18 protein-coding genes and 1 pseudogene are annotated in these 23,421 nt (G+C 57.2%); 6 read left to right on the forward strand and 13 right to left on the reverse strand.

Annotated elements, in window-relative coordinates; translation table 11 throughout:
• Together recF and gyrB are read left to right on the forward strand one after the other, a co-directional pair.
• On the forward strand, positions 1 to 1,104 hold the full coding sequence (gene recF, locus OKC28_RS07835) for a DNA replication/repair protein RecF (protein WP_021139890.1): 1,104 nt from the start codon (positions 1 to 3) through the stop codon (positions 1,102 to 1,104).
• Positions 1,101 to 3,515: a DNA topoisomerase (ATP-hydrolyzing) subunit B gene (gyrB, locus tag OKC28_RS07840; RefSeq protein WP_096117958.1), complete on the forward strand. Its 2,415-nt coding sequence runs from the start codon at positions 1,101 to 1,103 to the stop codon at positions 3,513 to 3,515. The genes recF and gyrB overlap by 4 nt, the downstream gene beginning before the upstream one ends.
• A 67-nt stretch (positions 3,516 to 3,582) precedes the next feature.
• On the opposite strand, the gene OKC28_RS07845 is transcribed toward gyrB, so the two are convergent.
• The 5 genes and pseudogenes from OKC28_RS07845 to OKC28_RS07865 all read right to left on the reverse strand — a co-directional run bounded on the left by OKC28_RS07845 (position 3,583) and on the right by OKC28_RS07865 (position 7,596).
• On the reverse strand, positions 3,583 to 4,347 hold the full coding sequence (locus OKC28_RS07845; protein ID WP_270688588.1) for a GNAT family N-acetyltransferase: 765 nt from the start codon (positions 4,345 to 4,347) through the stop codon (positions 3,583 to 3,585).
• A 203-nt stretch (positions 4,348 to 4,550) separates the two neighbouring features.
• Positions 4,551 to 4,928 carry a VOC family protein gene (locus OKC28_RS07850; protein ID WP_270688650.1) on the reverse strand — a complete coding sequence of 126 codons (378 nt, stop codon included), beginning with the start codon at positions 4,926 to 4,928 and terminating at the stop codon, positions 4,551 to 4,553.
• 70 nt (positions 4,929 to 4,998) lie between these two features.
• The gene (locus OKC28_RS07855) at positions 4,999 to 5,703 is read right to left on the reverse strand and encodes a helix-turn-helix transcriptional regulator (protein ID WP_113721700.1); all 705 of its coding nucleotides are present in this window, start codon (positions 5,701 to 5,703) and stop codon (positions 4,999 to 5,001) included.
• Positions 5,704 to 5,774: 71 nt separating this feature from the next.
• Positions 5,775 to 6,734: a GlxA family transcriptional regulator gene (locus OKC28_RS07860; RefSeq protein WP_265458073.1), complete on the reverse strand. Its 960-nt coding sequence runs from the start codon at positions 6,732 to 6,734 to the stop codon at positions 5,775 to 5,777.
• A gap of 90 nt (positions 6,735 to 6,824) precedes the next feature.
• A pseudogene (locus OKC28_RS07865) lies at positions 6,825 to 7,596 on the reverse strand (MBL fold metallo-hydrolase).
• Positions 7,597 to 7,876: 280 nt separating this feature from the next.
• On the opposite strand from OKC28_RS07865, the gene OKC28_RS07870 reads away from it, so the two are divergent.
• Positions 7,877 to 8,290, forward strand: coding sequence for an Hsp20 family protein (locus tag OKC28_RS07870; RefSeq protein ID WP_005319532.1), 414 nt, complete (start codon positions 7,877 to 7,879; stop codon positions 8,288 to 8,290).
• 93 nt (positions 8,291 to 8,383) lie between these two features.
• On the forward strand, positions 8,384 to 8,821 hold the full coding sequence (locus OKC28_RS07875) for an Hsp20 family protein (RefSeq protein WP_058395536.1): 438 nt from the start codon (positions 8,384 to 8,386) through the stop codon (positions 8,819 to 8,821).
• Between the two features lie 58 nt (positions 8,822 to 8,879).
• On the opposite strand, the gene OKC28_RS07880 is transcribed toward OKC28_RS07875, so the two are convergent.
• On the reverse strand, positions 8,880 to 10,130 hold the full coding sequence (locus tag OKC28_RS07880) for a valine--pyruvate transaminase (RefSeq protein WP_270688592.1): 1,251 nt from the start codon (positions 10,128 to 10,130) through the stop codon (positions 8,880 to 8,882).
• Positions 10,131 to 10,422: 292 nt separating this feature from the next.
• Between OKC28_RS07880 and OKC28_RS07885 the strand changes: the two genes are divergently transcribed.
• Complete coding sequence (locus OKC28_RS07885) at positions 10,423 to 10,656, forward strand: hypothetical protein (protein ID WP_021139880.1); 234 nt, start codon at positions 10,423 to 10,425, stop codon at positions 10,654 to 10,656.
• On the opposite strand, the gene OKC28_RS07890 is transcribed toward OKC28_RS07885, so the two are convergent.
• The gene (locus tag OKC28_RS07890; RefSeq protein WP_265463063.1) at positions 10,622 to 11,410 is read right to left on the reverse strand and encodes an AraC family transcriptional regulator; all 789 of its coding nucleotides are present in this window, start codon (positions 11,408 to 11,410) and stop codon (positions 10,622 to 10,624) included. The genes OKC28_RS07885 and OKC28_RS07890 overlap by 35 nt on opposite strands.
• 92 nt (positions 11,411 to 11,502) lie before the next feature.
• On the opposite strand from OKC28_RS07890, the gene OKC28_RS07895 reads away from it, so the two are divergent.
• Positions 11,503 to 12,630, forward strand: a complete 1,128-nt coding sequence (locus OKC28_RS07895; RefSeq protein ID WP_270688596.1) for a multidrug effflux MFS transporter — start codon at positions 11,503 to 11,505, stop codon at positions 12,628 to 12,630.
• A gap of 4 nt (positions 12,631 to 12,634) precedes the next feature.
• Here the strand turns inward: OKC28_RS07895 and OKC28_RS07900 are convergent, their stop codons facing one another.
• The 6 genes from OKC28_RS07900 to OKC28_RS07925 form a co-directional block, all read right to left on the reverse strand.
• Positions 12,635 to 13,318, reverse strand: coding sequence for a response regulator (locus OKC28_RS07900; RefSeq protein ID WP_058395532.1), 684 nt, complete (start codon positions 13,316 to 13,318; stop codon positions 12,635 to 12,637).
• Positions 13,319 to 13,404: 86 nt separating this feature from the next.
• Positions 13,405 to 15,993: a sensor histidine kinase gene (locus OKC28_RS07905; protein WP_270688599.1), complete on the reverse strand. Its 2,589-nt coding sequence runs from the start codon at positions 15,991 to 15,993 to the stop codon at positions 13,405 to 13,407.
• Positions 15,994 to 16,119: 126 nt separating this feature from the next.
• Entirely contained in the window at positions 16,120 to 16,635 is a 516-nt protein-coding gene (locus OKC28_RS07910; protein WP_270688601.1) for a potassium-transporting ATPase subunit C, read from the reverse strand.
• A 60-nt stretch (positions 16,636 to 16,695) separates the two neighbouring features.
• Positions 16,696 to 18,753 (reverse strand): potassium-transporting ATPase subunit KdpB, encoded by a 2,058-nt coding sequence (gene kdpB / locus OKC28_RS07915; protein WP_021139873.1) that lies wholly within the window; start codon positions 18,751 to 18,753, stop codon positions 16,696 to 16,698.
• 67 nt (positions 18,754 to 18,820) lie between these two features.
• Complete coding sequence (gene kdpA / locus OKC28_RS07920) at positions 18,821 to 20,503, reverse strand: potassium-transporting ATPase subunit KdpA (protein ID WP_270688604.1); 1,683 nt, start codon at positions 20,501 to 20,503, stop codon at positions 18,821 to 18,823.
• A gap of 531 nt (positions 20,504 to 21,034) precedes the next feature.
• The gene (locus OKC28_RS07925) at positions 21,035 to 23,410 is read right to left on the reverse strand and encodes a DUF4238 domain-containing protein (RefSeq protein WP_270688606.1); all 2,376 of its coding nucleotides are present in this window, start codon (positions 23,408 to 23,410) and stop codon (positions 21,035 to 21,037) included.
• Positions 23,411 to 23,421: the final 11 nt, after the last annotated feature.

Here is a 23,421-nt window from a genome sequence, read left to right on the forward strand (position 1 = left end):
GTGTCCCTGGTCAAACTCCAGCTCAGCGACTTTCGCAATATCCAGCAGGCCAGTCTCAAGCTGTCCCCCGGTCTCAATATCCTGGTCGGGTGCAATGGCAGCGGCAAGACCAGCGTGCTGGAAGCCATTCACTATCTTGGTCTCGGTCGCTCCTTTCGTACTCACCTGACCGGGCGGGTTATCCGCCAGGGGGAGCGGGCCTTTACCCTGTTTGCCCAGTGTGAACTGGAGGGGCGTCAGGTGCCCATCGGGCTCGCTAAGGACAAGAGTGGCGAGACCCAGCTCAAGATCGCCGGGGCCCAGGCCCAGCGACTGGCCGATCTGGCCGAGCTGTTGCCGGTGCAGTTGATCCATCCCGATGGCTTCAACCTGCTGACGGGCGGGCCCCAGGCTCGCCGGGCCTGGCTGGATTGGGGCGTTTTCCATCAGGAACCGACCTTTTTCTCCCTGTGGGGACGAGTGCGGCGTCTGTTGAAACAGCGCAATGCGCTGTTGCGCCAGAGCACCCAGTATCGCCAGTTGGCGTTCTGGGATCAGGAGCTGGTGCGGCTCGGGAGTGAACTGGCCGAGTTTCGCGCCAGTTATTGTCAGGCCATTACGCCCCTGATCAAGGAGATGACGGCAGATTTTCTGCCCGAATTCGACATCAGTCTCGGTTTCTATCGGGGCTGGGAGAAAGATACCCCCCTCGGCGACTTGCTGGAGGCGGGGTTTGAGCGGGATCGTACGCTGGGTTACACAGGGGTTGGCCCACAGAAGGCCGATGTGCGACTCAAGGCGAACGGTGTGCCTGCTCAGGATATTTTGTCCAGGGGTCAGCTGAAGTTGTTGGTCTGTGCCATGCGACTGGCCCAAGGGCTCTATTTGAATCAACATAGCAGCCGTGGCTGTATTTTTTTAATTGACGATTTTGCCTCTGAACTGGATGTCGACAAGCGCCGTTTGCTGGCCACAAGGCTGAAGCAGTGCGGTTCTCAGGTGTTTATCACCGCCATCGACACCGGTCAGCTCGCAGACATGATGGATGCGAATGACTGCAAGTTGTTCCACGTGGAACAAGGCAAGATCTCCGAAACGTTAGAGAAGGCAGAGAGTAAGCTATGAGTGAAAATACTTACGACTCCTCGAATATCAAAGTACTGAAGGGCCTGGATGCGGTCCGGAAGCGCCCGGGGATGTACATCGGCGATACGGATGATGGCTCAGGTCTGCACCACATGGTGTTTGAGGTCGTCGATAACTCCATTGACGAGGCTCTTGCTGGCTACTGCTCCGATATTCTGGTCAAGATCCATTCCGACGGTTCCGTATCTGTGCGTGACAATGGCCGGGGTATCCCGGTAGACATGCACGAGGAGGAGGGCCGCTCCGCCGCAGAAGTCATCATGACTGTGCTGCACGCAGGCGGTAAATTCGATGACAACTCCTACAAGGTGTCAGGCGGCCTGCACGGCGTGGGCGTCTCAGTTGTTAACGCCCTTTCTGACAAGCTGTTGCTGACCATTCGTCGCAACGGCCATGTCTATGAGCAGACCTATCACCTGGGTGAGCCTGTGGCGCCGCTCAAGCAGATTGGCGACAGCAGCAGCGGCACGGGTACCGAAGTGCGCTTCTGGCCGAGCCCGACCATCTTTACCGATACCCTGTATCACTACGAGATCCTGGCCAAGCGTCTGCGCGAGCTCTCCTTCCTCAACTCCGGTGTCTCCATCCGTCTGCAGGACGAGCGTGATGGCCGCGAGGTGCATTTCTGCTATGAGGGCGGTATCAAGGCGTTCGTTGAATACCTGAACCAGAACAAGACCCCGATCCATCCCAAGGTGTTCCACTTCTCCACAGAGCAGGACGGCATCGGTGTCGAAGTCGCCATGCAGTGGAACGATGCCTATCAGGAAGGGGTTTACTGCTTCACCAACAACATCCCGCAGCGGGATGGCGGTACTCACCTGGTGGGTTTCCGTACCGCGCTGACCCGTACCCTCAACACCTATATGGACAAAGAGGATTACAGCAAGAAGGCCAAGTCGGCCGCCAGCGGCGACGACGTGCGTGAAGGTCTGATTGCGGTCATCTCGGTCAAGGTACCGGATCCCAAGTTCTCCTCCCAGACCAAGGACAAACTGGTCTCTTCCGAAGTGAAGACCGCCGTTGAACAGGCGATGGGTGAGAAGCTCGGCGAGTTCCTGCTGGAAAACCCGGGCGATGCCAAGATAGTGGTCAACAAGATCATCGATGCGGCCCGTGCCCGTGAAGCGGCCCGCAAGGCCCGCGAGCTGACTCGTCGCAAGGGTGCGCTGGATATCGCCGGTCTGCCCGGCAAGCTGGCCGACTGCCAGGAGAAAGACCCGGCCCTCTCCGAACTCTACATAGTGGAAGGGGACTCTGCTGGCGGTTCCGCCAAGCAGGGTCGCAACCGGAAGAACCAGGCCATATTGCCGCTCAAGGGCAAGATCCTGAACGTAGAGAAGGCCCGTTTCGACAAGATGATCTCCTCGCAAGAGGTGGGCACCCTGATCACAGCCCTGGGCTGTGGTATCGGTCGTGACGAGTACAACCCGGACAAGCTGCGTTACCACAACATCATCATCATGACGGATGCGGACGTCGATGGTGCGCACATCCGTACCCTGCTGCTGACCTTCTTCTATCGTCAGATGCCGGAAATCATCGAGCGTGGCTACATCTACATAGCCCAGCCACCGTTGTACAAGGTCAAGAAGGGCAAACAGGAGCAGTATCTGAAAGACGAAGATGCGCTGCTGCAGTACCAGACTGCCATGGCACTGGATGGTGCGACCCTGCACGTCAACGAGTCTGCGCCGGCTATCGGTGGCGAGGCACTGGAGCGTCTGGTCAATCAGCACCGCGCCGTGTCTCACCTGATCACCCGCATGTCCCGCCGCGCTCCGGATGCCGTGCTGACCCAGCTGATCTATCAGCCTGAGTTGAACGAAACCCTGCTGGCCAGCGAAAGCGATCTGCTGGCCTGGTGCCAGGGGATGGAAGCCGTGCTCAATGAGAGCAACCACGGTATCCAGTACCAGATCCAGGTGCGTCGTGACGAAGAGCGCAGCCTGTTCGTGCCGCACGCCGTCGTGCGTCAGCACGGGGTAGACCGTGAATATGCGATCAGCTACGACTTCCTGCAGTCCTCCGAGTACCGTCAACTGGTCTCGCTGGGCAAGGAGATTGCGAACCTGATCGAGGACGGTGGTTTCATCAAGCGTGGCGAGAAGGTCAAGCCGATCGCCAACTTCGTGGAAGCGGTCGACTGGCTGATGGGCGAAGGCAAGCGTGGCATCTACATTCAGCGCTATAAAGGGCTGGGCGAGATGAACCCGGATCAGCTGTGGGAAACCACCATGGATCCGGAAGCCCGTCGCATGCTGCGCGTCACCATCGACGATGCCGTCGGTGCTGACCAGCTCTTCTCCACCCTGATGGGTGATGCCGTTGAGCCCCGTCGTGACTTTATCGAGACCAACGCCCTGCGCGTAGCCAACCTCGACGTCTAATCGACGCAGTCAGACAGTAAAAAGCCGCTCCTTGTGAGCGGCTTTTTTACATCTGCAGTCAGCGGGATCAGAGCAGTTTGCTCATGATGACCAGATTATGGGGAAGCTCGGTACCATCCTTTGTCGTGCGGTGACGTAACGCAGGCACTATGTGGTGAATGGCCCTGAATCCTAACCTGGTATAAAAGGACTCGGCGGTCTGGGTGCCCAGATTGATTTCGCAAACCCTTTGCAGGCTCAGGTACTCCAGCACTGTATTGGCCAGCAGTGTGCCGGTTCCCGCGGGTTGCCCCGGTTGCACAACGACAGTGCCAATATAGGCATAACGACGCTCTTCTTTAGTCCAGATTGACCCGGACATGCCACCCTGCAGCTTGCCATGCTCATCGCGCAACATCAGCACAAACGTTGGCCGGATCTTTGGGTCCTGCTCATTGACGACTTCGACATAGAGGGTCTTGCCAGCCGGGTGAGTGCCACACTGCCATCTGAAGATAGCGGTATGGTCGGGGCCTGCTGGCATATGAACCGCTTCATGCTGATAACCGGCTTGCATGAGTGGGGAGCTCAATACCTGATAGGTGGTGAGGATAACCACCTGATTGATGAAGTAGCCCAGTTGCAACTGTTCGCCAATCAGCTGATTCAGATAACCGATCGGCGAGCCGAGAAAGCCGGCTTCCGGGTAATGGACGATCACATTCGGGTTGAAGCCAAACTCCTGCTCACGCAGTTGGAGCAGGGTGAACAGTGCCAGTTGTTGCTCTGTCAGTTCATCCGGGGTGCTGTTGGTCGGCTGGTAAAGTCTGAGGGAGTTATGTCGAGAGGTCATTGTTTTTCCAGATAATCAGGCTTGAGGATGATAACACAGGCAATGCAGCTGGTTAGCGAGGCACCTCCCGATGTTCCACGTGAAACACTGGCAGTTGAAAGGATGATAGTGTCACTGTCGGCCGGGTTGAAATAACGAAAATGCCGAACGCCTGATTAGCGTTCGGCATTTTTCCTGATGTACAGATGTGGATACCTGAAGATCTAGGTTGGCTCGGCACCCAGGCAGTAGAGGCGCAGGCGATGGCCATCCGGATCGAGCGCCATGCCGGTGTAGCCAAACTCCATCTTGGTTGGCTGCTGGAGTATGGTCAGGCCGCGAGCCCGCCACTCGGCCAAGCCCGTATCGACACTGGCTTCATCAGGCAGAGGGAAGGCCAGCTCCATGGCGCCTGCACTCTGGGTAACGGCGGGTTCTACTGTGGCACTGGACCAGAGCGCCAGCCTGGCGCCTGACTCGAACACGAACATGGCAAAGGTGGGAGACTCTTCGACTGGCGGGTGGCCAAACAGCTCGCGATAGAAGAGGGCGCTGCGAGCCGGATTCGCGACATAGAGAATGGTGAACTGCGGGACTAACAACATGGTAATGCTCCTTGATTCGGTGGAGGGCGCATCTACGCCGACCCCGTCAGCATGGCGCTACCTGCTGTCAGTTTCTGTCAGCAATGAATTTTGGTTGCGGGATCTGCTGGGTAGCACGCCACTCTTTAAGCAGGCTCTCTCTGCTCTTGGGATAGCGGTTATCTTCCTGCTGCATCCGGGTGATGCGATCTACCCGAAAGTGACGAAAGCCCTGCCGCAGTTCGCACCAGGTGACCAGTACCCGCACCTGCTCGAAGTAGCCGAGAGCAAATGGCCAGACGGTGCGCTCAGATAGCTCCTCTTTCAGATCGCGATAGCTCAGGGTCACCTTGCGCTGCTGGCGGATGGCGCTGCGCAGGGGAGCCTCATCGACAGGGCTGTCGCTGCGGGAGGTGCCGATCAGCAGGGCATTGGCCTGGAGCTGTTGGCGGTATTCGGCGGGCAGCACGGCCTCTATCTTGGCCAGTGCACTGCTGGCAGATGCACTCAAGGCTTCATCACAGTGCGCGACGACCCAGCGTGAACCCAGCACCAGGGCTTCCAGCTCTTCCTCGCTGAACATCAGCGGGGGCAGCATGAAGCCAGGGCGCAGCACATAGCCGATACCGGGCTCACCTTCGATATGGGCGCCTTGAGCCTGCAGGGTGGCGATATCCCGATAGAGGGTGCGCAGACTGATGCCAAGCTGGCTGGCCAGCTCTGTGCCTGTGATGGCGTAACGGTGACCGCGCAACAGCTGGAGCAGGGCCAGCAGGCGTTCGGAACGGGACATGGCATGGCTCCTTGGGATCTGCGGTTAGGGTGCCATGTTTGGGCGAGCCGGAACAGGGTGAGAAGAGCGACTCACTCCTTGTTGCCACGAAAAGATCGCCGCCATTCGCTCGGCGAAACCGCGAAGCGGGCCCGAAAATGTTGGCGCAGGGAGGTGGCTGTCTTGAAACCTACCAGTTCGGCGATGCGTTCTATGGGATGGGTGCTGGCTTCCAGCAGCTCCTGGCAGCGCCTGAGGCGCTCGATCAGCAGCCACTCTCCGACGGAGAGGCCGGTTGCCTGATGAAAGCGGCGGGTAAAGGTGCGACGACTCATCAGGCTGTGGGCCGCCAGGCTGTCGAGGGTATGCGGCTCCGGCAGGTGGGCTCGCAGGTGATCGAGCAGCTGGTTCATCCTGGTATCCCGGGTAGAGGCGGAGACCGGCTGCTGGATGAACTGGGCTTGGCCACCTTCCCGGTGGGGCGGGATCACCAGCCGTCGTGCCACCTGGTTGGCAATGGCGCTGCCGTGGTGCTGGCGTACCAGATAGAGGCAACAATCCAGTCCGGCAGCTGTGCCCGCCGAGGTGACCAGCCCCTCATCATCCACATAAAGGGCGTTGGTATCGAGCCGTACGCAGGGAAAGCGGCGGAGGAAATCCTGCTCGTACTCCCAATGGGTCGAGGCCTTGCGTCCATTGAGCAAGCCGGCATAGGCGAGCACATAGGTGCCGAGGCAGAGTCCCACCACCTCAGCTCCTCTGGCATGAGCCGCCACCAGGGCATCGAGCAGTGGCTGGGCCGGGCGTTCTGCCGGGTCGCGCCAGAAGGGAATGATTATGATGTCCGCCTCGGCCAGGGCCTCCAGCCCATGAGGTGCCTGGATGCTGAACCCCTGTGACGAATGCGAGCTGGCCTTGCCATCCCCGGCACAGAGCCTGAGCTCGAACAGGGGCTGGCCCGGCAGTATGTCGCCGAAGATGAGGCAGGGCACTGAGCAGTGAAAGGGGCTGAAGTGGTCGAAGGCCACGACGGCAACTATCGGTATGGGCATGACGCTGGCCTCCTCTTTGCGCGATGAACAACCATGATATGCGCTGGTAGCTGAAAGCCGAAGGGCCATGCTGATGCACGGCCCCAGTCATCACAGCGAGAGCGTGCCGCCATCTTCCGGTACCCGCACCCGATCCGCCATGTCGTGCTCGGCCAGATAGTCGCGCAACTCCTTGCGTGACAGCACGGCATGATTGACCGCCTCCATGTGGCTGGCCAATCAGGGTGGCCTGTGGCGCTGCCTGAGAGACGGCCCGCACATCCTCCTTCCCCATGATGATGGAACCCAGCCCCGGCACCTGGGCATCGCCACAGTTGAGGATGATCACCTCAGGCCCGTGTCGTCGCAGGCTCTGTGCGACCATCTCGTTCCAGACGGTATCACCTGCCAGATAGAGGGTTTTCTCTTGCGGGTGGGAGAAGACCACACCACACACTTCACCCAGCCGCTCGGCCAACACTGCCATGACCTGATCGTTGCCGTGTTGCCCCTCGGTCTGTTGCAGGCGGATACCGGCAAATTCGACCTGCTCGCTCAGCAGGCGCACATCTTTGAAGCCACAGGCACGTATGGTGTCGGCATCTTTCTGATGTTGCACAAACAGCGGCAGATGTTTGGGGAGCTGTTGCTGAGCGACCGGGTCCCAGTGGTCCAGGTGATCGTGGGTGACGATCACCGCATCCACATCGAGAATCTCCGCCAGGGGCAGGGGTAGCTCGACCAGGGGGTTGTGCAGGTGGCAGTTGGCTGTTCCTGCGAAGGCGGGCAGTGTCCCCTTCGCTGCCAGCATGGGGTCGATCAGAAAGCGGGTACCGGCATAGTCGATCAGCAGGGTGGCGTTGCGAACCTGGGTAATCTGCATTGTGTAGCTCCGTGATAATGGCGAGATGTGCAACCAGTATGACGGGGGATGCGGGCAGCCATGAGTGGCCCGCGGGTCGATTATCGATCCTATCGGGCCAGGTGAACGAGACGACTGTGTGCCGGGCAAATTCTAAAAATTTTTTTGATTTTCGCCCTTGAAAGCAAAAAGCTGGCCCCTATATAGGTAACAAGGCCGGAACGCTCGACAGAGGTTTCGACCAGGAGCCCGTCCAACAGGAGGGTAAATAATCCGTTATCGCTCACAAGAGGGTAATACTATGCGTTCTATCGATTTTTCCCCGCTCTATCGTTCTGCCATCGGTTTCGATCGTCTGGCCAATCTCATCGAATCTGCGGCCAGCAATGGCAATGCCGGTTATCCCCCCTACAACATCGAGCAGCTGAGTGACAACGACTACCGTATCAGCATGGCGGTGGCTGGCTTTACCCAGGAAGAGCTGGAGCTGAGCTTCCAGGAAAATCTGCTGACGGTGAAGGGCAGCAAGCAGGCAGAGTCCGATCGCAACTACCTGTATCAGGGCATAGCCGAGCGAGGCTTCGAGCGTCGTTTCCAACTGGCCGACTATGTGCGAGTGAAAGGGGCTGATCTGAAAAATGGCCTGCTGCACATCGAGCTGATGCGAGAAGTACCCGAGGCGATGAAGCCACGCAAGATTGAGATCAACGGCTAACGCCTGATTTGAATCCATTTTTACCAAGCTTCCCGGGTGCCGATGACGGGCCTGTGGAAATGAAAACCTGTTGCTTATTAGAAGGATAGGATTATGCGTAACCTCGATTTTTCTCATCTCTATTCCAATGCCGTCGGCTTTGAGCGGATGGCCCGTGAGCTGGAGGGCCTGTTTGAACAGAAAGCAGCAGCCTATCCCCCTTACAACATCGAAAAGCGGGAGCACGACAGCTACCGCATCACGCTAGCGGTGGCAGGTTTTGAGCGCGAAGAGCTGGAGCTGGAAACCGAAAACGGCACCCTCAAGGTGAAGGGGCGCAAAGCAGCTGCCGGTGAGCGTCAGTTCCTCCATCAGGGTATCGCAGAGCGTGACTTCGAGCTCGCCTTCAAGCTGAGTCAGCACGTTGAGGTGCAGGGCGCCAAACTGGAACATGGCCTCTTGACCATAGATCTGGCTCGCGAGCTGCCCGAGGCGCTCAAGCCTCGTGCCATCGAGATCGGCAAACCCGATCAGCTGGCGCTGCCCAACTAAGTGACAAGAGATGAAAAAGGCCTGCGATTGCAGGCCTTTTTGTTTTTGGCAGGCTTGATCAGCGAGCGTAGAGAGTATTGATTTCGTCCGCAAGGATGGCAATGCCACGGCGCACCAGCTCCTCGCTCTGGGAGTAGTTGAGGCGGATGCACTCCTGGCTGTGGCGCCACTCCGGGTCATCAATGCCGGGGAAGAAGTAGTGACCAGGCACGATCAGCAGATTCTTGGCCTTCAACCGTTCATACAGCTCCTGGCTGTGGATCGGCAAGCCTTCGAACCAGAGCCAGAGGAAGAGGGCGCCTTCCGGCTTGTGGATATGGAAGCGCGGGTCCGGGATGGCGTTTCGCAGCAGTTGCACGGCGAAGTCGGCCTTCTGCTTGTAAAAGGGTTTCACCACTTGTTCGCTCAGGGCAATGATCTCGCCGCTCTCGATCATGGGGATTGTGATGGCGGGCCCCAGGCTGCCCGGCGCCAGGTTGATGATGCCGCTCAGGTTGGTGATGGCCTGGATGATCTTCTCATCGGCGATGACGATGCCACAGCGGGTGCCTGGCAGTCCCAGCTTGGAGAGGCTCATGCAGAGGATGGTGTTGGCGTTCCAGAACGGCTTGGCTTCGCTGAAGATGATGCCGGGAAAGGGCACACCGTAGGCATTGTCGATCAGCAGCGGTATGCCCCTGTCGCGAGCGATCTGATCGAGGTGTTCAATCTCTTCATCGGTCAGCACGTTGCCGGTCGGGTTGGTCGGACGAGAGACGCAGATTACGCCGATATCGTCGCCCACCTGCAGGCTTTCGAAATCCACATGGTATTTGAACTGGCCATCGGGCAGTTTCTCTATGGTGGGTTTGTACGCCACGAAATAGTCATCAGCCAGTGCCGAGTCGGCATAGCCAATGTATTCGGGCGCCAGGGGGAAGAGTACCTTCTTCTTGCGGCCATCTGCGAACTCACCGGCCAGCAGGTTGAACAGATAGAAGAAGGCATTCTGGCTGCCGTTGGTCAGGGCGATATTGCGGGACGTGATATTCCAGCCGAGCTCCTTGCTGAGCAGGGTGGCCAGCGCCTTGGTGAACCTGTCTTTGCCTTGGGGACCGTCGTAGTTGGCCATGGCTTTGACCAGTTCGCCATTGTCGAGCAAGTTTCTGGCTTCGGTTTGAAAGCGCTCCAGCATGGCGGGGATCGGAGCCGGATTGCCGCCACCCAGCATGATGGCGTCCGGATTGGTCAGCCCCTGATTAAGGTCATCCATGAGTTGGGTAATGCCGGCGTGGCGAGTGAACTTCTCGCCGAACAAGGAAAATTCCATTCGGTGACGGATCCAGAGTCAGTTACGGGGATGTAGCACCATAGCTCAGTTTAAAAGCGGGTGTCGATCAAAATAACGGGACGTTCCACGTGGAACATGACTCAATAATCGAGCATGGTAAAAAATACCATTAATGGGTTTAAAAATGACCACGCATGATGTTTTGTGCGACGTACCTTGGTGTCATAAGAAGATAAATTTAAACAAATTCATAATCTTATGTATTTTTTGAGGATTGGCACGACTATTGGAATAGCTATCTGGTCATCTCAACCATACCGGAGCAAGCCAGATGAAAACCCTGATCGCCACCCTGATAATGAGCACCCTCAGCCTGAATGTTATGGCAACTGAAAACCCCAGACCCGAACTGGATACCGCCAAACTGGGACAGGAGATGCTGGCCCAGCAGCAGGAAGCATCCCGGGCTGTGGTGCTGGATGCCCTCAGCAACTTGAAGCCACTGGCGCTGGACACCCTGGTGGTGGAAGCTAGCTCGGCCGATGCGACTCACCCCGAGAGTTGAGATGGCGCAGGGGAGTTTGCCCCGTATGCTGCTTGAAGAAGCTGATGAAGGCGCTGTCGCTGGAGAACTCCAGCGAAGCCGCTACCCGACTGATGGGCACAGCCTCGGCCAGCAGCTCCATGGCGCGCAGCAGACGCCACTGCTGGCGCCATGCCTGATAGCTCATGCCGGTTTCCCGCATGAAGATACGACCTATGGTCTTGTCACTGGCACCCACCCGTTCGGCCAGCCGGTTGAGCCGATCGGGCAGGGTGTCCCCCCGTTTTACCTCCTGTAACCAGACTGCCAGGCGAGGGTCTGCCGGCAACGGCAGCTGCCAGGATTGTCGCGGCGCTTGCGCCAGCTCCTCCATGAACAAGGCCAGCGTCCGGCTCTGCTCCACTTCCGGTTTATCCCATGACCAGAGCGCCATTCGCTCTATAACCTCCCGCAGCAGTGGATTGACAGCGATCACCTGCACACTGGCTGGCAGCTCTGGTTGTGGCATGAAGTAGAGGGATCGGTAGGCCACCACGCCGCGCATCAAGACCCTGTGGGGCGTACCCGCCGGCAGCCAGGCTGCCCGGCTGGGTGGCAGCAGACAGACCCGATTGGCCAGCTCTATGCTCATGCAGCCAGCCTGGGCGAACAACAGCTGATGGCGTTGATGCTGATGCAAGCCTGAGTCGTGCCAACCCAGTGCAGAGGCTATGCCGATCACGCTGCCAGTCAGGCGGTCGGGATCAAAGGGGTGATCGGGAAGAATAAAGGCCATATGTCTGATTGTTGATGTTTATAGTCTTGCTTATTGTAATCAGACATTTCGTATCTCTCTAGACTGGCAACCTCTCGTCAAGGAGGTTTGTCATGAACAACAAGTTGCCACCGCTCTGGCTGGTGGTGGGATTGATGATGTTTCCCCAGATAGTGGAGACCATCTACAGCCCTGTGCTGACGCATATTGCCAGTCAGTTCAGGGTGAGTGACGGGCAGGCGTCCCAGACACTGTCGGTCTATTTTCTGGCGTTTGCGGTAGGGGTTGTCTGTTGGGGTCGCCTCTGCGATCTGATCGGGCGGCGTCCGGCCATGCTGGCCGGTCTGCTGACCTACGGGGCTGGCAGTCTGCTGGCATTGCTGGCCAACCAGTTTGAAACCCTGCTGCTGGCCCGGATCATCTCGGCCTTTGGCGCCGCCGTGGGATCTGTCGTGACCCAGACCATGCTGCGTGACAGTTATCAGGGCAGCGATCTGGCCCGTGTCTTCTCCGTGATGGGGGTGGCTCTGTCCATCAGCCCTGTGTTGGGGCTGGTGAGCGGCGGTCTGTTGGCCGAGCAGTTAGGCTATCTCGGTGTCTTCAGCGGCTTGCTGGTGCTGGCCCTGGGATTGACGGTGATCGCCAGCTGGCGTCTGCCTGAAACCCGTCCTGCCATCACTACCAGGGTGGCTCTCTGGCCACTGGCGTGCCGGATGGCAAGGGATGGAGGGCTCTGGCGCAGCGCCCTGCTGGTCGCTCTGTTCAATACCATGCTGTTTGGCTACTACAGCCTGGCACCGTTTCTGTTTGCCGGATTGGGATTGAATGCCAGCGAGTTCGGCTATTCCGGCCTGGTGTTGGCGATAGGGACTCTGATCGGCAGCCTGCTGAACAAGCGCTTGTTGGGCAAGGGCTGGCAGTCGATGTCGCTCATCCGGTTGGCCACGTCGCTGGCGCTGGGGGCGGGGGTTGCTGTGTGGGTGAGTCAGGATTCGCTCTGGTTCCTGTTGCCCATGATGGGGGTGGTCGTGGCCTTTGGTATCGCCATTCCCAATGTGCTCAGTCAGGCCTTGCGGACTTATCGGGAGGTGGCAGGCAGTGCGGGTGCTCTGTTCGGGCTGGCCTACTACCTGTTGCTCAGTCTGGGGTTGGCACTGGCGGCCGGTTTGCAGGATCTGGGCATGCTGCTCTTTGGCTGTGGCCTCTTGGCCGTACTGTGCAGCGGACGGCGTTCCACGTGAAACATCAGCTGCCGATAAAGCGGTAGCCGATGCCGGATTCGGTTTCAATCAGGCTGGGTTGTTGGGGATTATCCCCCAGCTTCTTGCGCAGGCTGGCGATGACGATACGCAAGTAGTGGGTATCTTCCTTGTGGCTTGGCCCCCAGATGTCGTTGAGCAGCTGGGTCTGCATCACCAGCTTGCCCGGGTGGCACACCAGCGCCTGCAGCAGGGCAAACTCCTTGCGAGACAAGGGAATTTCCTCATCATGCAGGCTCACCTTGTGGCTGCTGGCGTCTAGGGTCAGGCCACATTGCGGGAAGTGGCGGCGTTCGCCGCTGCTGACTCCGGCCCGTTGGCGCAGTAATACCCGGATGCGGGCCATCATCTCCCCAATGCCGAACGGCTTGCTCATATAGTCGTTGGCGCCGGCATCCAGCAGTCGCACCTTCTCCTGTTCCGAATCCCGCGCTGACAGTACCAGCACCGGATTCTGGTGATGCTCGCGAATGGCTTGCAGTATCTGAATGCCATCCCCATCCGGCAGGCCGAGATCCAGGATCACCAGATCGGGATTGAGATGGCGATACAGCTCCAGCCCTTCATTGACCCCTACCGCCTCGCTGACCTGATGCCCTTCGGCAATCAGGCTGATACGCAGAAAGCGGCGAATCGCCGCTTCATCATCTATGACCAATATGTGAGCCATCTAGTCTCCTGAGGCGAACATTGGGGGAGGGCTGAGGCGAGGGAAAATAGCACTCTCTGCCATCGCTGTGAGCCATATGCGGACCATTATACCTCAGGTGCGTTGAGGGCAAGCGGCAGCGAGATGCGCATGCAGGTGCCGTTGCCATTGGGACCGGAGAATGCCCAGATACGGCCGCCATGGGCCTCTATCATAGCGCGAGAAATGGCGAGGCCAAGCCCGGTGCCTCGACTGCCGCAATCGCCGACAGGCTGGGTGTAGAACAGATTGAAGATCTTGTCCCGGTCCGACTCGGCGATGCCGACCCCGATATCTATGATGTCGAGGATGAGGTCCGGATCCGCCAGCATCACCTTGAACTCTATGGGGGTGCCGGCCGGTGAGTAGCGGGAGGCATTGTCGAGGATATTGACCAGCACCTGCTCGATAAGGGCGCCGTGCACATAAAGCTGGGGGATCTGCTGATCGAAGTGCACCAGCAGCTTGTGCTGACGCCAGGAAGACTCCAGCCGCTTGCGGGCACTCTCCACCAGATCGGCCAGGTCGACCCAGTCGCGTTTCAGCTGGAAGTCGGGTGAACCGATGCGGGTCATGTCCAGCAGGTTCTGCACATAGCTGTGCAGGCGGCGCGCCTCGTCCTGCACCGAATGGAGCAGTTCGCTGCGATCCTCCGGGCTGATCCTGTCACCGTACTCCAGCAGGGTGCTGCCAGCCCCCATTATGGTGGCGAGCGGGGTTTTCAGGTCGTGAGAGACAGACGAGAGCAGGGCGGCGCGCATCCGATCCGTCTCTGCCTGCAACTGGCTGTCGGCCAACCGTTCGTTGAGATCGATCCGGGCCAGGGCCGCTCGGATGTCGGTGAGCAGGGCTTGCAGCTGGTGCTCGGCAGAAGAGGAGAGCGGATTGGTCAGCAGGATGCCCAGCACCAGCTCATCGGTGAGATGGTGATATTGCGCGTCGGCGGCATTGAGCGTCGCCGTGTGGGCTCCGGCACTCTGTTTCTGGGCCAGACACCAGTCGATGGCGGCTTTGTCGGTCTGGCCAGGCTCAATTTTTTCCGAACCAGCCCTGTGTTGATAATGCTGGTCGAGGGCAAAGACGGGTTGAGCCAGGGCCAGGGAGATGGCCTGGGTGCCTTGCCTGAGTACCTCTTCCGGACTGCTGGCGGTGGCCAGCCCCTGGCTCAGCGACAGCAGGGCGTTGCCGAGCTGCTGGGTTTCGCGCAAGCCCACCAGTTGCTGCCGCTGGCGGGAGGCGAGCCGTCCTGCCGTCATACCGACGATAAGCAGTACCAGCAAGGTGAGCAGGTCACTGTGTCTTGCCACGCTCAGTGAAAAATAAGGGGCGGTAAAGAGCAGGTTATGGCCGACAAACCCCAGCACGGCCGCCAGAATGGCGGGCACCAGGCTGGTGGTGAGTGCCGTCGCCAGCACCCCCAATACGAACAGCAGCGGCAGGGAGGCAGGGGGCAGCCAGTGAGAGAGTCCCCAGGCGGCAGCCGATGTCAGCCCCATTATGGTCACTGCCAGCAGACTCTGGCGAATGTCCTTGGGGTGAAGCGGCTGCAATCCTATGCCGGGTTTGCGCTTCTCGGTATCCACCAGCGTGATTTCGAGCCCTTGTGCCTGTTTGAGCAGGTGTTGCACCAGGGAGCGGCGCCAGGGGGCCTTGTGGGGTTTGCCGAGCAGTAGTTGTGAGACCTGTTGCTGCTCGGCCGTTTCCAGCAGGGTACTGGCTACCGCCGGGCTGGAGAGGGTCAACACCTTGGCCCCTAGGTGGGAGGCCAGCGCCAGTGCCTGCTCCAGCTCGGCGGAGCGTTGTCCCTTGCTGTCGATATGGACCACCAGCCAGGGCAGCTGGCGGCGCTGGGCGAAACGGTGGCCGTAGCGCACCAGTGCAGAGCCGTGCTGATCACCGAGGCAGACCATCAGCTTGCCTCGCAACGGCAGCGTTGTCTTGCCTGCGGCTTGCCACTGCAGTTGCAGATCCCCCTCCACGTGGCTGGCGGCGGTCTGCATCGCCAGCTCGCGCAAGGCGGTCAGGTTGTTGAGGGAGAAGAAGGACTGCAGGGCGGCCTTGGCCTGATGGGGCACATAGACCTTGCCCTCCTTGAGTCGGCCGAGCAACTCCTTGGGGGGCAGGTCGATCAGCACTATGCTGTCGGCCTCCAGCAGCACCTGATCGGGCAGGGTCTCCTTGACCCTGACACCGGTCAGTTGCCACACCAGATCGTTGAGGCTCTCGAGGTGTTGCACGTTGAGGGTGGAGTAGACATCGATGCCGGCACCGAGCAGCTCCTCCACATCCTGCCAGCGCTTCTCGTGGCGGCTGCCGGGGGCATTGCTATGGGCCAGCTCATCCACCACCACTATGGCGGGTTTGCGTGCAAGCAGCGCATCCAGATCCATCTCCTCCAGACGTTGCTGGCGGTGGAGATGGAGTTTGCGTGGCTGGATGGCAAGCTTGTCGAGCAGGGCCAGAGTCTCCTGACGGCCGTGGGTTTCCACTACGCCGATCAGGATATCGACCCCCTCTCTTGCCTGCTCACGCACTGCCTGCAGCATGGCGTAGGTCTTGCCTACGCCGGGTGCGGCACCGAGGAATACCTTCAGCTTGCCCTTGTGTTCTTGCTCCAGGCTCGCCAGCAAGGCGTCGGCCCTTGCCTCATCACGCATCCCGGTGCTCCCGCTCCAGACCTGCCGCCTTTACCTCATCACGCATTATTGTCCTTATCGAGCAACCGCTGGCTCAGTTCGAAAATATGGGTCATCGCCAGCCGCATGTGCCGGACTTTGCCTCCATCAGGCATCCTTGCCCTGATCGAGCAACAGATTCAGCTGAAGGATATTGACCACTTGCGGGCCAAGGATACCAGCTTGTGTCGCCGACTTGACCTGCTCCGTCAGCAAGGCGGGGTCCAGCCCTCGCTGCTTGGCCACTCTGTTCACCTGAGCCAGCACGGCATCCACCGGCAGATGGGGGTCGAGGCCTGAGCCGGAGCGGGTCAGCATGGCGGGTGACTGGGCATCACCCTGTGCCTTGGCGAACTCGCTACGCAATGGTGAGCTGACGCCCAGATTGCTGCCGCCGCCACCTATGGTGGCGAAGTCACTGGCGGAAGGACGGGAATGAAAGTACTCGGCCCGCTCGAATTTCTGCGCCAGCAGGGCGCTGCCGACAAACTCTTGCTTCTTGTTGGTCAACTGGCTGCCATTGGCCTGCCAGGGAAACAGCAACTGGGCCACACCTGTCACTGCCAGGGGATAGCCGACGCCCAGCAACAGGGTCAGGGTCAGCAGGGTTCTGATTGCGATCATGATTTTCTTGCTCCAAACAGGTTGATGGGATGCAAGCCTGGCTTGCACCCCGCTATGTCGTTACACCAGACCCAGGCCTGTGATGACCAGGTCGATCAGCTTGATGCCGATAAAGGGCACCAGCAAACCACCGACACCGTAGATCAGCAGGTTGCGGCGCAGCAGGCTGGCAGCCGAACCTTTCAGATCGACACCGCGCAGGGCCAGCGGTACCAGCGCCACTATGATCAGGGCGTTGAAGATGATGGCCGACAAGATGGCGCTTTCGGGGCTACCCAGCTGCATCAGGTTCAGCGCACCCAGTTGCGGATAGGCTGCGATGAACAGAGCCGGCAGTATGGCAAAGTACTTGGCCACGTCGTTGGCGATGGAGAAGGTGGTCAATGCTCCCCGGGTCACCAGCAACTGCTTGCCGACCAGTACCACGTCCAGCAGCTTGGTGGGGTTGGAGTCGAGATCCACCAGGTTGCCCGCCTCCTTGGCGGCCTGGGTACCCTCGTTCATGGCCAGACCTACGTCAGCCTGTGCCAGCGCAGGCGCATCGTTGGCACCGTCACCGCACATGGCAACCAGACGTCCGTCCGCCTGCTCCTGGCGGATATATGCCAGCTTCTTCTCCGGCGTTGCTTCTGCGATAAAGTCATCCACCCCGGCTTCGGCAGCGATGGCGGCGGCGGTCAGCGGGTTGTCACCTGTGATCATCACGGTGCGGATCCCCATGTGACGCAGGATCTGGAAGCGGGCCTTGATGCCGGGTTTGATGATGTCCTTGAGGAACACGACTCCCAGCAGCTTCTCGTGGGTGCAGACCAGCAGCGGCGTGCCGCCCTGGCGAGCTATGTGATCCACCGACTTGAGGATTACCTCTGGCACTGCCTTGCGGTCGAGAGAGAGGTAGTTGAGCACCGCATCCACAGCCCCCTTGCGATATTGGTGACCGTTGCGATCCAGACCGCTCAGGCGGGTCTCGGCACTGAAGGGGATCACCTTGTCGCTCTCCAGCTGGCTCGGTTTGGCCATGCTCTTGCCCGCCAGGGTTAGGATGGACTTGCCCTCCGGCGTATTGTCGCCAAGGGAGGCCAGCATGGCCGCCTGGGCAAGCAGGGAGGGATCCACCCCTGGTGCCGGGATCAGCTCGTCTGCCATGCGGTTACCGAAGGTGATGGTGCCTGTCTTGTCCAGCAACAGGGTGCGCACGTCACCGGCGGCCTCCACGGCACGGCCTGATTTGGCTATCACGTTCAGCTTCACCAGCCGGTCCATACCGGCGATACCGATGGCGGAGAGCAGACCGCCTATGGTGGTCGGTATCAGAGTGATGAAGAGGGCGATCAGATAGAGCCTGGGTACCTGGGTGCCGTTGTAGTTGAGGAACCAGGGCAGGGTCGCCACCACCAGCAGGAAGATCAGGGTCAGACCCACCAGCAGGGCGTCGAGCGCCATCTCGTTCGGGGTCTTCTGGCGCTTGGCTCCTTCGACCAGGGCTATCATCCGATCCAGCGTGCTTTCACCCGGATTGTTGCTGACGCGTACCCAGATCTCGTCAGAGACCACTGTGGTGTTGCCCGTCACGCCACTGCGGTCGGTGCCGGATTCGCGGATGACGGGGGCAGATTCCCCCGTGATGGCGGCTTCGTTGACCGAGGCGATACCGGCGACCACTTCACCATCGGCCGGGATCATCTCACCGCTGCGTACCAGCACCAGATCGCCTTTCAGCAGGCTGGTGGCAGGCACCCATTCGCCCTGACCATCTTTGGCATCGGTCACCCGACGTGCCTTGAGCTGGCTCATGCCCGCCTTCAGGCTGTCGGCTCTCGCCTTGCCACGACCTTCGGCCAGGGTCTCGGCGAAGTTGGCAAACCAGAGGGTCAGCCACAGCCAGGCGGTCAGCTGCCAGGCCAGACTGGGGGCGACCCCAGACAAGGGCTGCCCCAGCAGGGACTCCACGGTTGCCATGACGGCAGCCAGCCAGAGCGTGAACAGAATAGGGCTGCCAAACAGTGCCTTGGGATTGAAGCGGTAAAGCGCTTCGGCCATGGCCTGCACGATTTGTGAGCGTTGCTTTTTACCCTTCACCTTGTCGGCATGGGTTGTGATGGATATGGACTTGCTCATTGAAAAGCTCCCAGTATCAAATAGTTGACCATTGGCATCTGTGATGTGATCGCGCTGGCGTCGTTCATCAGAACGCTCCCTGCATCAGACTCAGATGCTCGGCTACCGGTCCCAGCGCCAGTACCGGCAGGAAGGAGAGGCCACCAATCAGCAGCACTGTGATGATCAGCAAGGTAATGAACAGCGGGCCGCGGATCGGGAAGTCACTCTCACCCGTCTCCTGGCGCGGGGCGCGGGCGAGCTGACCTGCGATGGCCAGCACAGGGATGATGTAACCGAAGCGACCGAGCAGCATGGCCAGGCCGATGGCGATGCATTGCCAGCTATCGGCGGCTGCGAGACCAGCAAAGGCGGAGCCGTTGTTACCCGCGGCCGAGGCATAGGCATAGATCAGCCGTGACAGCCCGTGGGGGCCTTCATGACCTATGATGGTGCTGGCATCCGGCATCAGCAGCGTCACCCCGCCGATCACCAATACCCCGGCTGGCATCACCAACATGCTGGCGACAACCCATTTCATCTCAGTGATACCGAGGCGCTTGCCCAGATAGGTCGGGGTGCGCCCCACCATCAGGCCGCAGAGGAACACGGTCAGCAGCACGAACAGCATCATGCCGTAGATACCGGCACCCACACCGCCAAAGACCACTTCACCGAGCAACATGTTGAACATGCCGACCATGCCGCCGAGGGGGGTGAAGCTGTCATGCATGGCGTTGACCGACCCGTTGGAGGCAGCTGTGGTGGCGACTTCCCAAATGCTGGAGAGCACAGGGCCGAACCGGCTCTCCTTGCCTTCCCAGTTGCCCACCTGAGTTGTGAGTTGAGTCAGGTTCGGGTCCGGCTTCATCTCCTGAGTAACAGAGATACTTAGCCCCAGTACGAACAGCAACGCCATGGCGGTGAGGATGGCGCGGCCGTGGCCCGTGTCCTTCACGTAACGGCCCAGTGTGCAGACCAGCGCGGCGGGAAGGGTCAGCAGGGCGACCATCTCCAGCCAGTTGGAAAGGGCTGTCGGGTTCTCGAACGGATGAGCCGAGTTGACACCGAAGAAACCACCACCGTTGGAACCGAGCTGCTTGATGGCGATTTGCGAGGCCGCGGGGCCCAGCGGCAGCAGTTGCTCCTGACCTTCCAGGCTATGGAACGGCAGATAGGCAGACAGGCTCTGGGGCACACCCTGCCACACCAGCAGCAGTGCCATGATCAGCGCCATCGGCAACAGTACATAGAGGCAGAAGCGCACCAGATCTTGCCAGAAGTTGCCTAGATGAATGGTCTGCTGGCGGGAGATACCACGAAACAGGGCGACGGCAACGGCTGCACCAGTACCGGCGGAGACGAAGTTCTGGGTGGTAAGCCCCACCATCTGGCTGAAGTAGGAGAGGCTGGCCTCACCGGAATAGGCTTGCCAGTTGGTATTGGTCATGAAGCTGACCGCTGTGTTAAAGGCCAGTTCCCAGTTCAGCCCTGGCAATTGCAGCGGGTTGAGGGGAAGCAGGCCTTGTGCCATCAGGATCAGGAACAGCAGACCGAAACCGGCACCGTTGAAGGCCAGCAGGCTGAGGGCGTAGGACTTCCAATCCTGCTCCCGTCCGTCCGTGCCGCAGCAGGCCAGGGTAGCGCGCTCGATCGGCGACAGCCAGCGGCTCTTGCCTTCAAACACCCGATATATATAGCTGCCAAGCAGGGGTGCTGGCAGCAGGACCAGCAGCACAAAGGCTACCGGATAGATCACTTCTTGCCACATATCAGATCCCTCACTCGTGGCTGCGCGTTAAAGCGCGCAACAGATAACCCATCAGGGCGAGGACCAGCAGCAGATATAGCCAATTCATATCGACTCCATTGAAATAATTAGCTGCAAGAGTCGACGTAAAACAGCATCGACTCCGTTGGTGTAGTTGACGCTGAAAGGGTATGTAAAACAGGCGTAAAGGCGCCATAAAGCGGCATGGGGCGGGCGTAAAATCGGCGTAAAAAGCGAGGGTTTTACTGGGCTACGGAAGGAAGGACATGAAAAAACCGGCTGTGGTAGCCGGTTTACTCTGTACTTGGCGCATGGTCACGAACTACCTACACAGACAGATTCTGAAATTTATCTGGAAAGACTTATATGGTAAGGAATGATGACTGTTTCCAGAAAAAATGAAAATTTTGCTATTTTTCCTAATTTTCAACTTTTGATAGTACCATTTTTCCAGAAAAATCACCTCCAATAGATGATGACCCCTTTCACTTTGCGAACAAGTACATTAGTTGAATCATGAATTGTACTGCTTCAATCTTGGATACTAATACCGTAAACAGACCTGACATATCTGTCATACCTCAAGCAACTAGATCGAGCTAGTAGCCGTTGTACGTTGACATCATGGAAACCACCTTCAGGACTCGAAATTCTGAACTGAGACAATAGAACTTGGTCAGTAACCTGCTCAAGGTGCCTCATAAGGTCAGAAGCTTGTCCAGCTAAGTTGGCTAAATTACTAGGATCGCGGTTATTGCTCACAACCATCTTATCCATGGTTTTAAGCCATTTTCTAGCAGTGGAAAAATCACCTTGAGATTTTCGAAATGTATCTAAAATTTTCTCGTCAATCGGTACTGCTCTAAAAGCAGTATGAGAATCATTCCATGGATAATTTACAATTCCTTGCGATCTATGTTGAGCAGCCATCAGCTCCTTCCATCTTGAGCCACTGTCAGTAACTATGACTGAACCCGTTACTTGCGCAATTAATAATGCCATTTCATAGTTGGGCCCCATTCTGGATAGCATGATCTGTCCACTATCCTTAATATTGGCCTGTTGTAGAATCACAAGTGGTGATGATTCTGCCTCCTGCTCGAATAGATCAATCATTTGAGTTGCATGATCGTTATCAAGTCCAAATTGATTCATCAGAAACTGAATTTTTTCCTCTCTGGGAAGCATATATGTTGAGTTCAATAAGTCTTCAATACACATTTGAAAATGTAGCAGACGATCCTGTTCATTTAGAATGCCTTGCTCCATGCCTCGTTTACTCGATATATCCATCACGGCACTCATTAGAGGCATGTCAAACTCGGCTGGATCAGGAATCAAATTAACCAATCCAAAATAAATATAGGGCTCCAATTGAAGCATAAATAATAAATCTTTTAAGGCTTGATATTTGTATTTTGATGGATTGTCTATTGGACTAAATTCTGGCCTGACGTTGTTAGGATTGGTTATTGGTGTCTCAATTAGAAGTTCATCAAACATTGATGCCATTGGTAATGCATTAATACTAATAGTCCGAATATCTAGTGAGCCGCTGTATAAACCTCTAAATTTTCCATCAGACTTTGGCAGTAGTGAATAAACATCGGTTTCGCGAGGCCACAAAATAGAATAGAACTCATAAATTTTTTTAATATGATTGTCCGAAAGTTCTTTTCTTACATCTAGCAATGTTTTTCCGCTATCGAGTCCGAGAACATCACGGATGCATTTGCAAAACATCAAATTCCGCTCTCGGATACTGACAACACTCCATGTTGTGCGTAATTCAAAAGGGATATTTAGACAACAGCTTTTATATTTCTTACCACTTCCACAACCACAAAAATCATTACGACCTAAGTGAGTTTCATCAATATTTTTATTTAGGTATTTGTTTTGTGGTGTTGTTCTACCAAATGCATCCTGATAGTGAACTGTTCCATCTTCAAATTGAGCATACATTTCTCTACCAAAAAACACCCCTTTTTTCGGTGGTAACAATACGTGCCTTAAATACGCCCAGTCACAAGTAATACTGCGTTCTGGGTATAGCCAATCTTCACTACCTGCCGCAACTGACACATGTGCTCTACTTTTAATGATGTAGTTTATTTTTGTGACTTCATCCGCAGTTAGTTTTCGTGTATTAATAAATTCAATCGTGTTGACCATGCTATGACGCATTCGCGCTGGATTAGTGCGTAGTTCAAGGGGGTTTACGTTTTCAGGATCCTGAGCATATTCAAGATTTGTTAGAATCAGGCAACGATTTTTATCTAGTGGAAATATAGTTTGAGAACCTTTTAGCGCAATATCAGGATCATTCGGATAATCACATAACTCCGAATCAGGTGGACAGGCATAATTATAAATGGTGATCGGGTGGTCTGATAGTACGAATTTAACATCTGAATTTTCAGCTGACACCAGCTCTCGAACACCTTCTGCCCACAACGTACAGTGTATAGAACGCAATAACTGCATTTCAGTCATTAACTGTAGCTGGTTAAGTTCATGGTATTTGCTTCTAATCCAGTCCAAACCTTTTGGTGTGCGAAGCTTCTGTGCATCTAAGTAAATAAAGAAATCGTTAAAATTATTATGCCACTCGGCCTGATCGTCGGTTAGAAATGCGCGAATGGCTTTGGAACCATTATCGTCTATTGGGCCAAATAACTTCCGCTCTATATCATCGCTCACATCTTCACCGAAGAATGTTGAATAGAGATGTTCTCCATAGAACTGTTGAGCTGGGGTATGCCATTTTTTAAATGTTTTCACTTTCACCTCACCATTTGGTAAGGGGAACTCCCGACGAGTTAAGTAGCAGAGCTGGTCATCACGATCTCTCATGAAACCTTTCTGATGCCATTGTGGGATGTAATGGTTGTTTTTAGTTATCATCCGACCAACCT

The organism is Aeromonas sp. D3 (assembly GCF_027705025.1).
GTDB lineage: Bacteria > Pseudomonadota > Gammaproteobacteria > Enterobacterales > Aeromonadaceae > Aeromonas > Aeromonas salmonicida.

Coding starts and splice junctions, on each gene's coding strand:
- OKC28_RS07845 (WP_270688588.1), bottom strand. CDS start 4,347: ATGACCTCTCGACATAACTCCCTCAGACTTTACCAGCCGACCAACAGC.
- gyrB (WP_096117958.1), top strand. CDS start 1,101: ATGAGTGAAAATACTTACGACTCCTCGAATATCAAAGTACTGAAGGGC.
- OKC28_RS07885 (WP_021139880.1), top strand. CDS start 10,423: ATGAAAACCCTGATCGCCACCCTGATAATGAGCACCCTCAGCCTGAAT.
- OKC28_RS07905 (WP_270688599.1), bottom strand. CDS start 15,993: ATGCGTGATGAGGCAAGGGCCGACGCCTTGCTGGCGAGCCTGGAGCAA.
- OKC28_RS07880 (WP_270688592.1), bottom strand. CDS start 10,130: ATGGAATTTTCCTTGTTCGGCGAGAAGTTCACTCGCCACGCCGGCATT.
- OKC28_RS07875 (WP_058395536.1), top strand. CDS start 8,384: ATGCGTAACCTCGATTTTTCTCATCTCTATTCCAATGCCGTCGGCTTT.
- OKC28_RS07900 (WP_058395532.1), bottom strand. CDS start 13,318: ATGGCTCACATATTGGTCATAGATGATGAAGCGGCGATTCGCCGCTTT.
- OKC28_RS07870 (WP_005319532.1), top strand. CDS start 7,877: ATGCGTTCTATCGATTTTTCCCCGCTCTATCGTTCTGCCATCGGTTTC.
- OKC28_RS07910 (WP_270688601.1), bottom strand. CDS start 16,635: ATGATCGCAATCAGAACCCTGCTGACCCTGACCCTGTTGCTGGGCGTC.
- OKC28_RS07925 (WP_270688606.1), bottom strand. CDS start 23,410: ATGATAACTAAAAACAACCATTACATCCCACAATGGCATCAGAAAGGT.
- OKC28_RS07890 (WP_265463063.1), bottom strand. CDS start 11,410: ATGGCCTTTATTCTTCCCGATCACCCCTTTGATCCCGACCGCCTGACT.
- OKC28_RS07855 (WP_113721700.1), bottom strand. CDS start 5,703: ATGTCCCGTTCCGAACGCCTGCTGGCCCTGCTCCAGCTGTTGCGCGGT.
- OKC28_RS07860 (WP_265458073.1), bottom strand. CDS start 6,734: ATGCCCATACCGATAGTTGCCGTCGTGGCCTTCGACCACTTCAGCCCC.
- kdpB (WP_021139873.1), bottom strand. CDS start 18,753: ATGAGCAAGTCCATATCCATCACAACCCATGCCGACAAGGTGAAGGGT.
- kdpA (WP_270688604.1), bottom strand. CDS start 20,503: ATGTGGCAAGAAGTGATCTATCCGGTAGCCTTTGTGCTGCTGGTCCTG.
- OKC28_RS07895 (WP_270688596.1), top strand. CDS start 11,503: ATGAACAACAAGTTGCCACCGCTCTGGCTGGTGGTGGGATTGATGATG.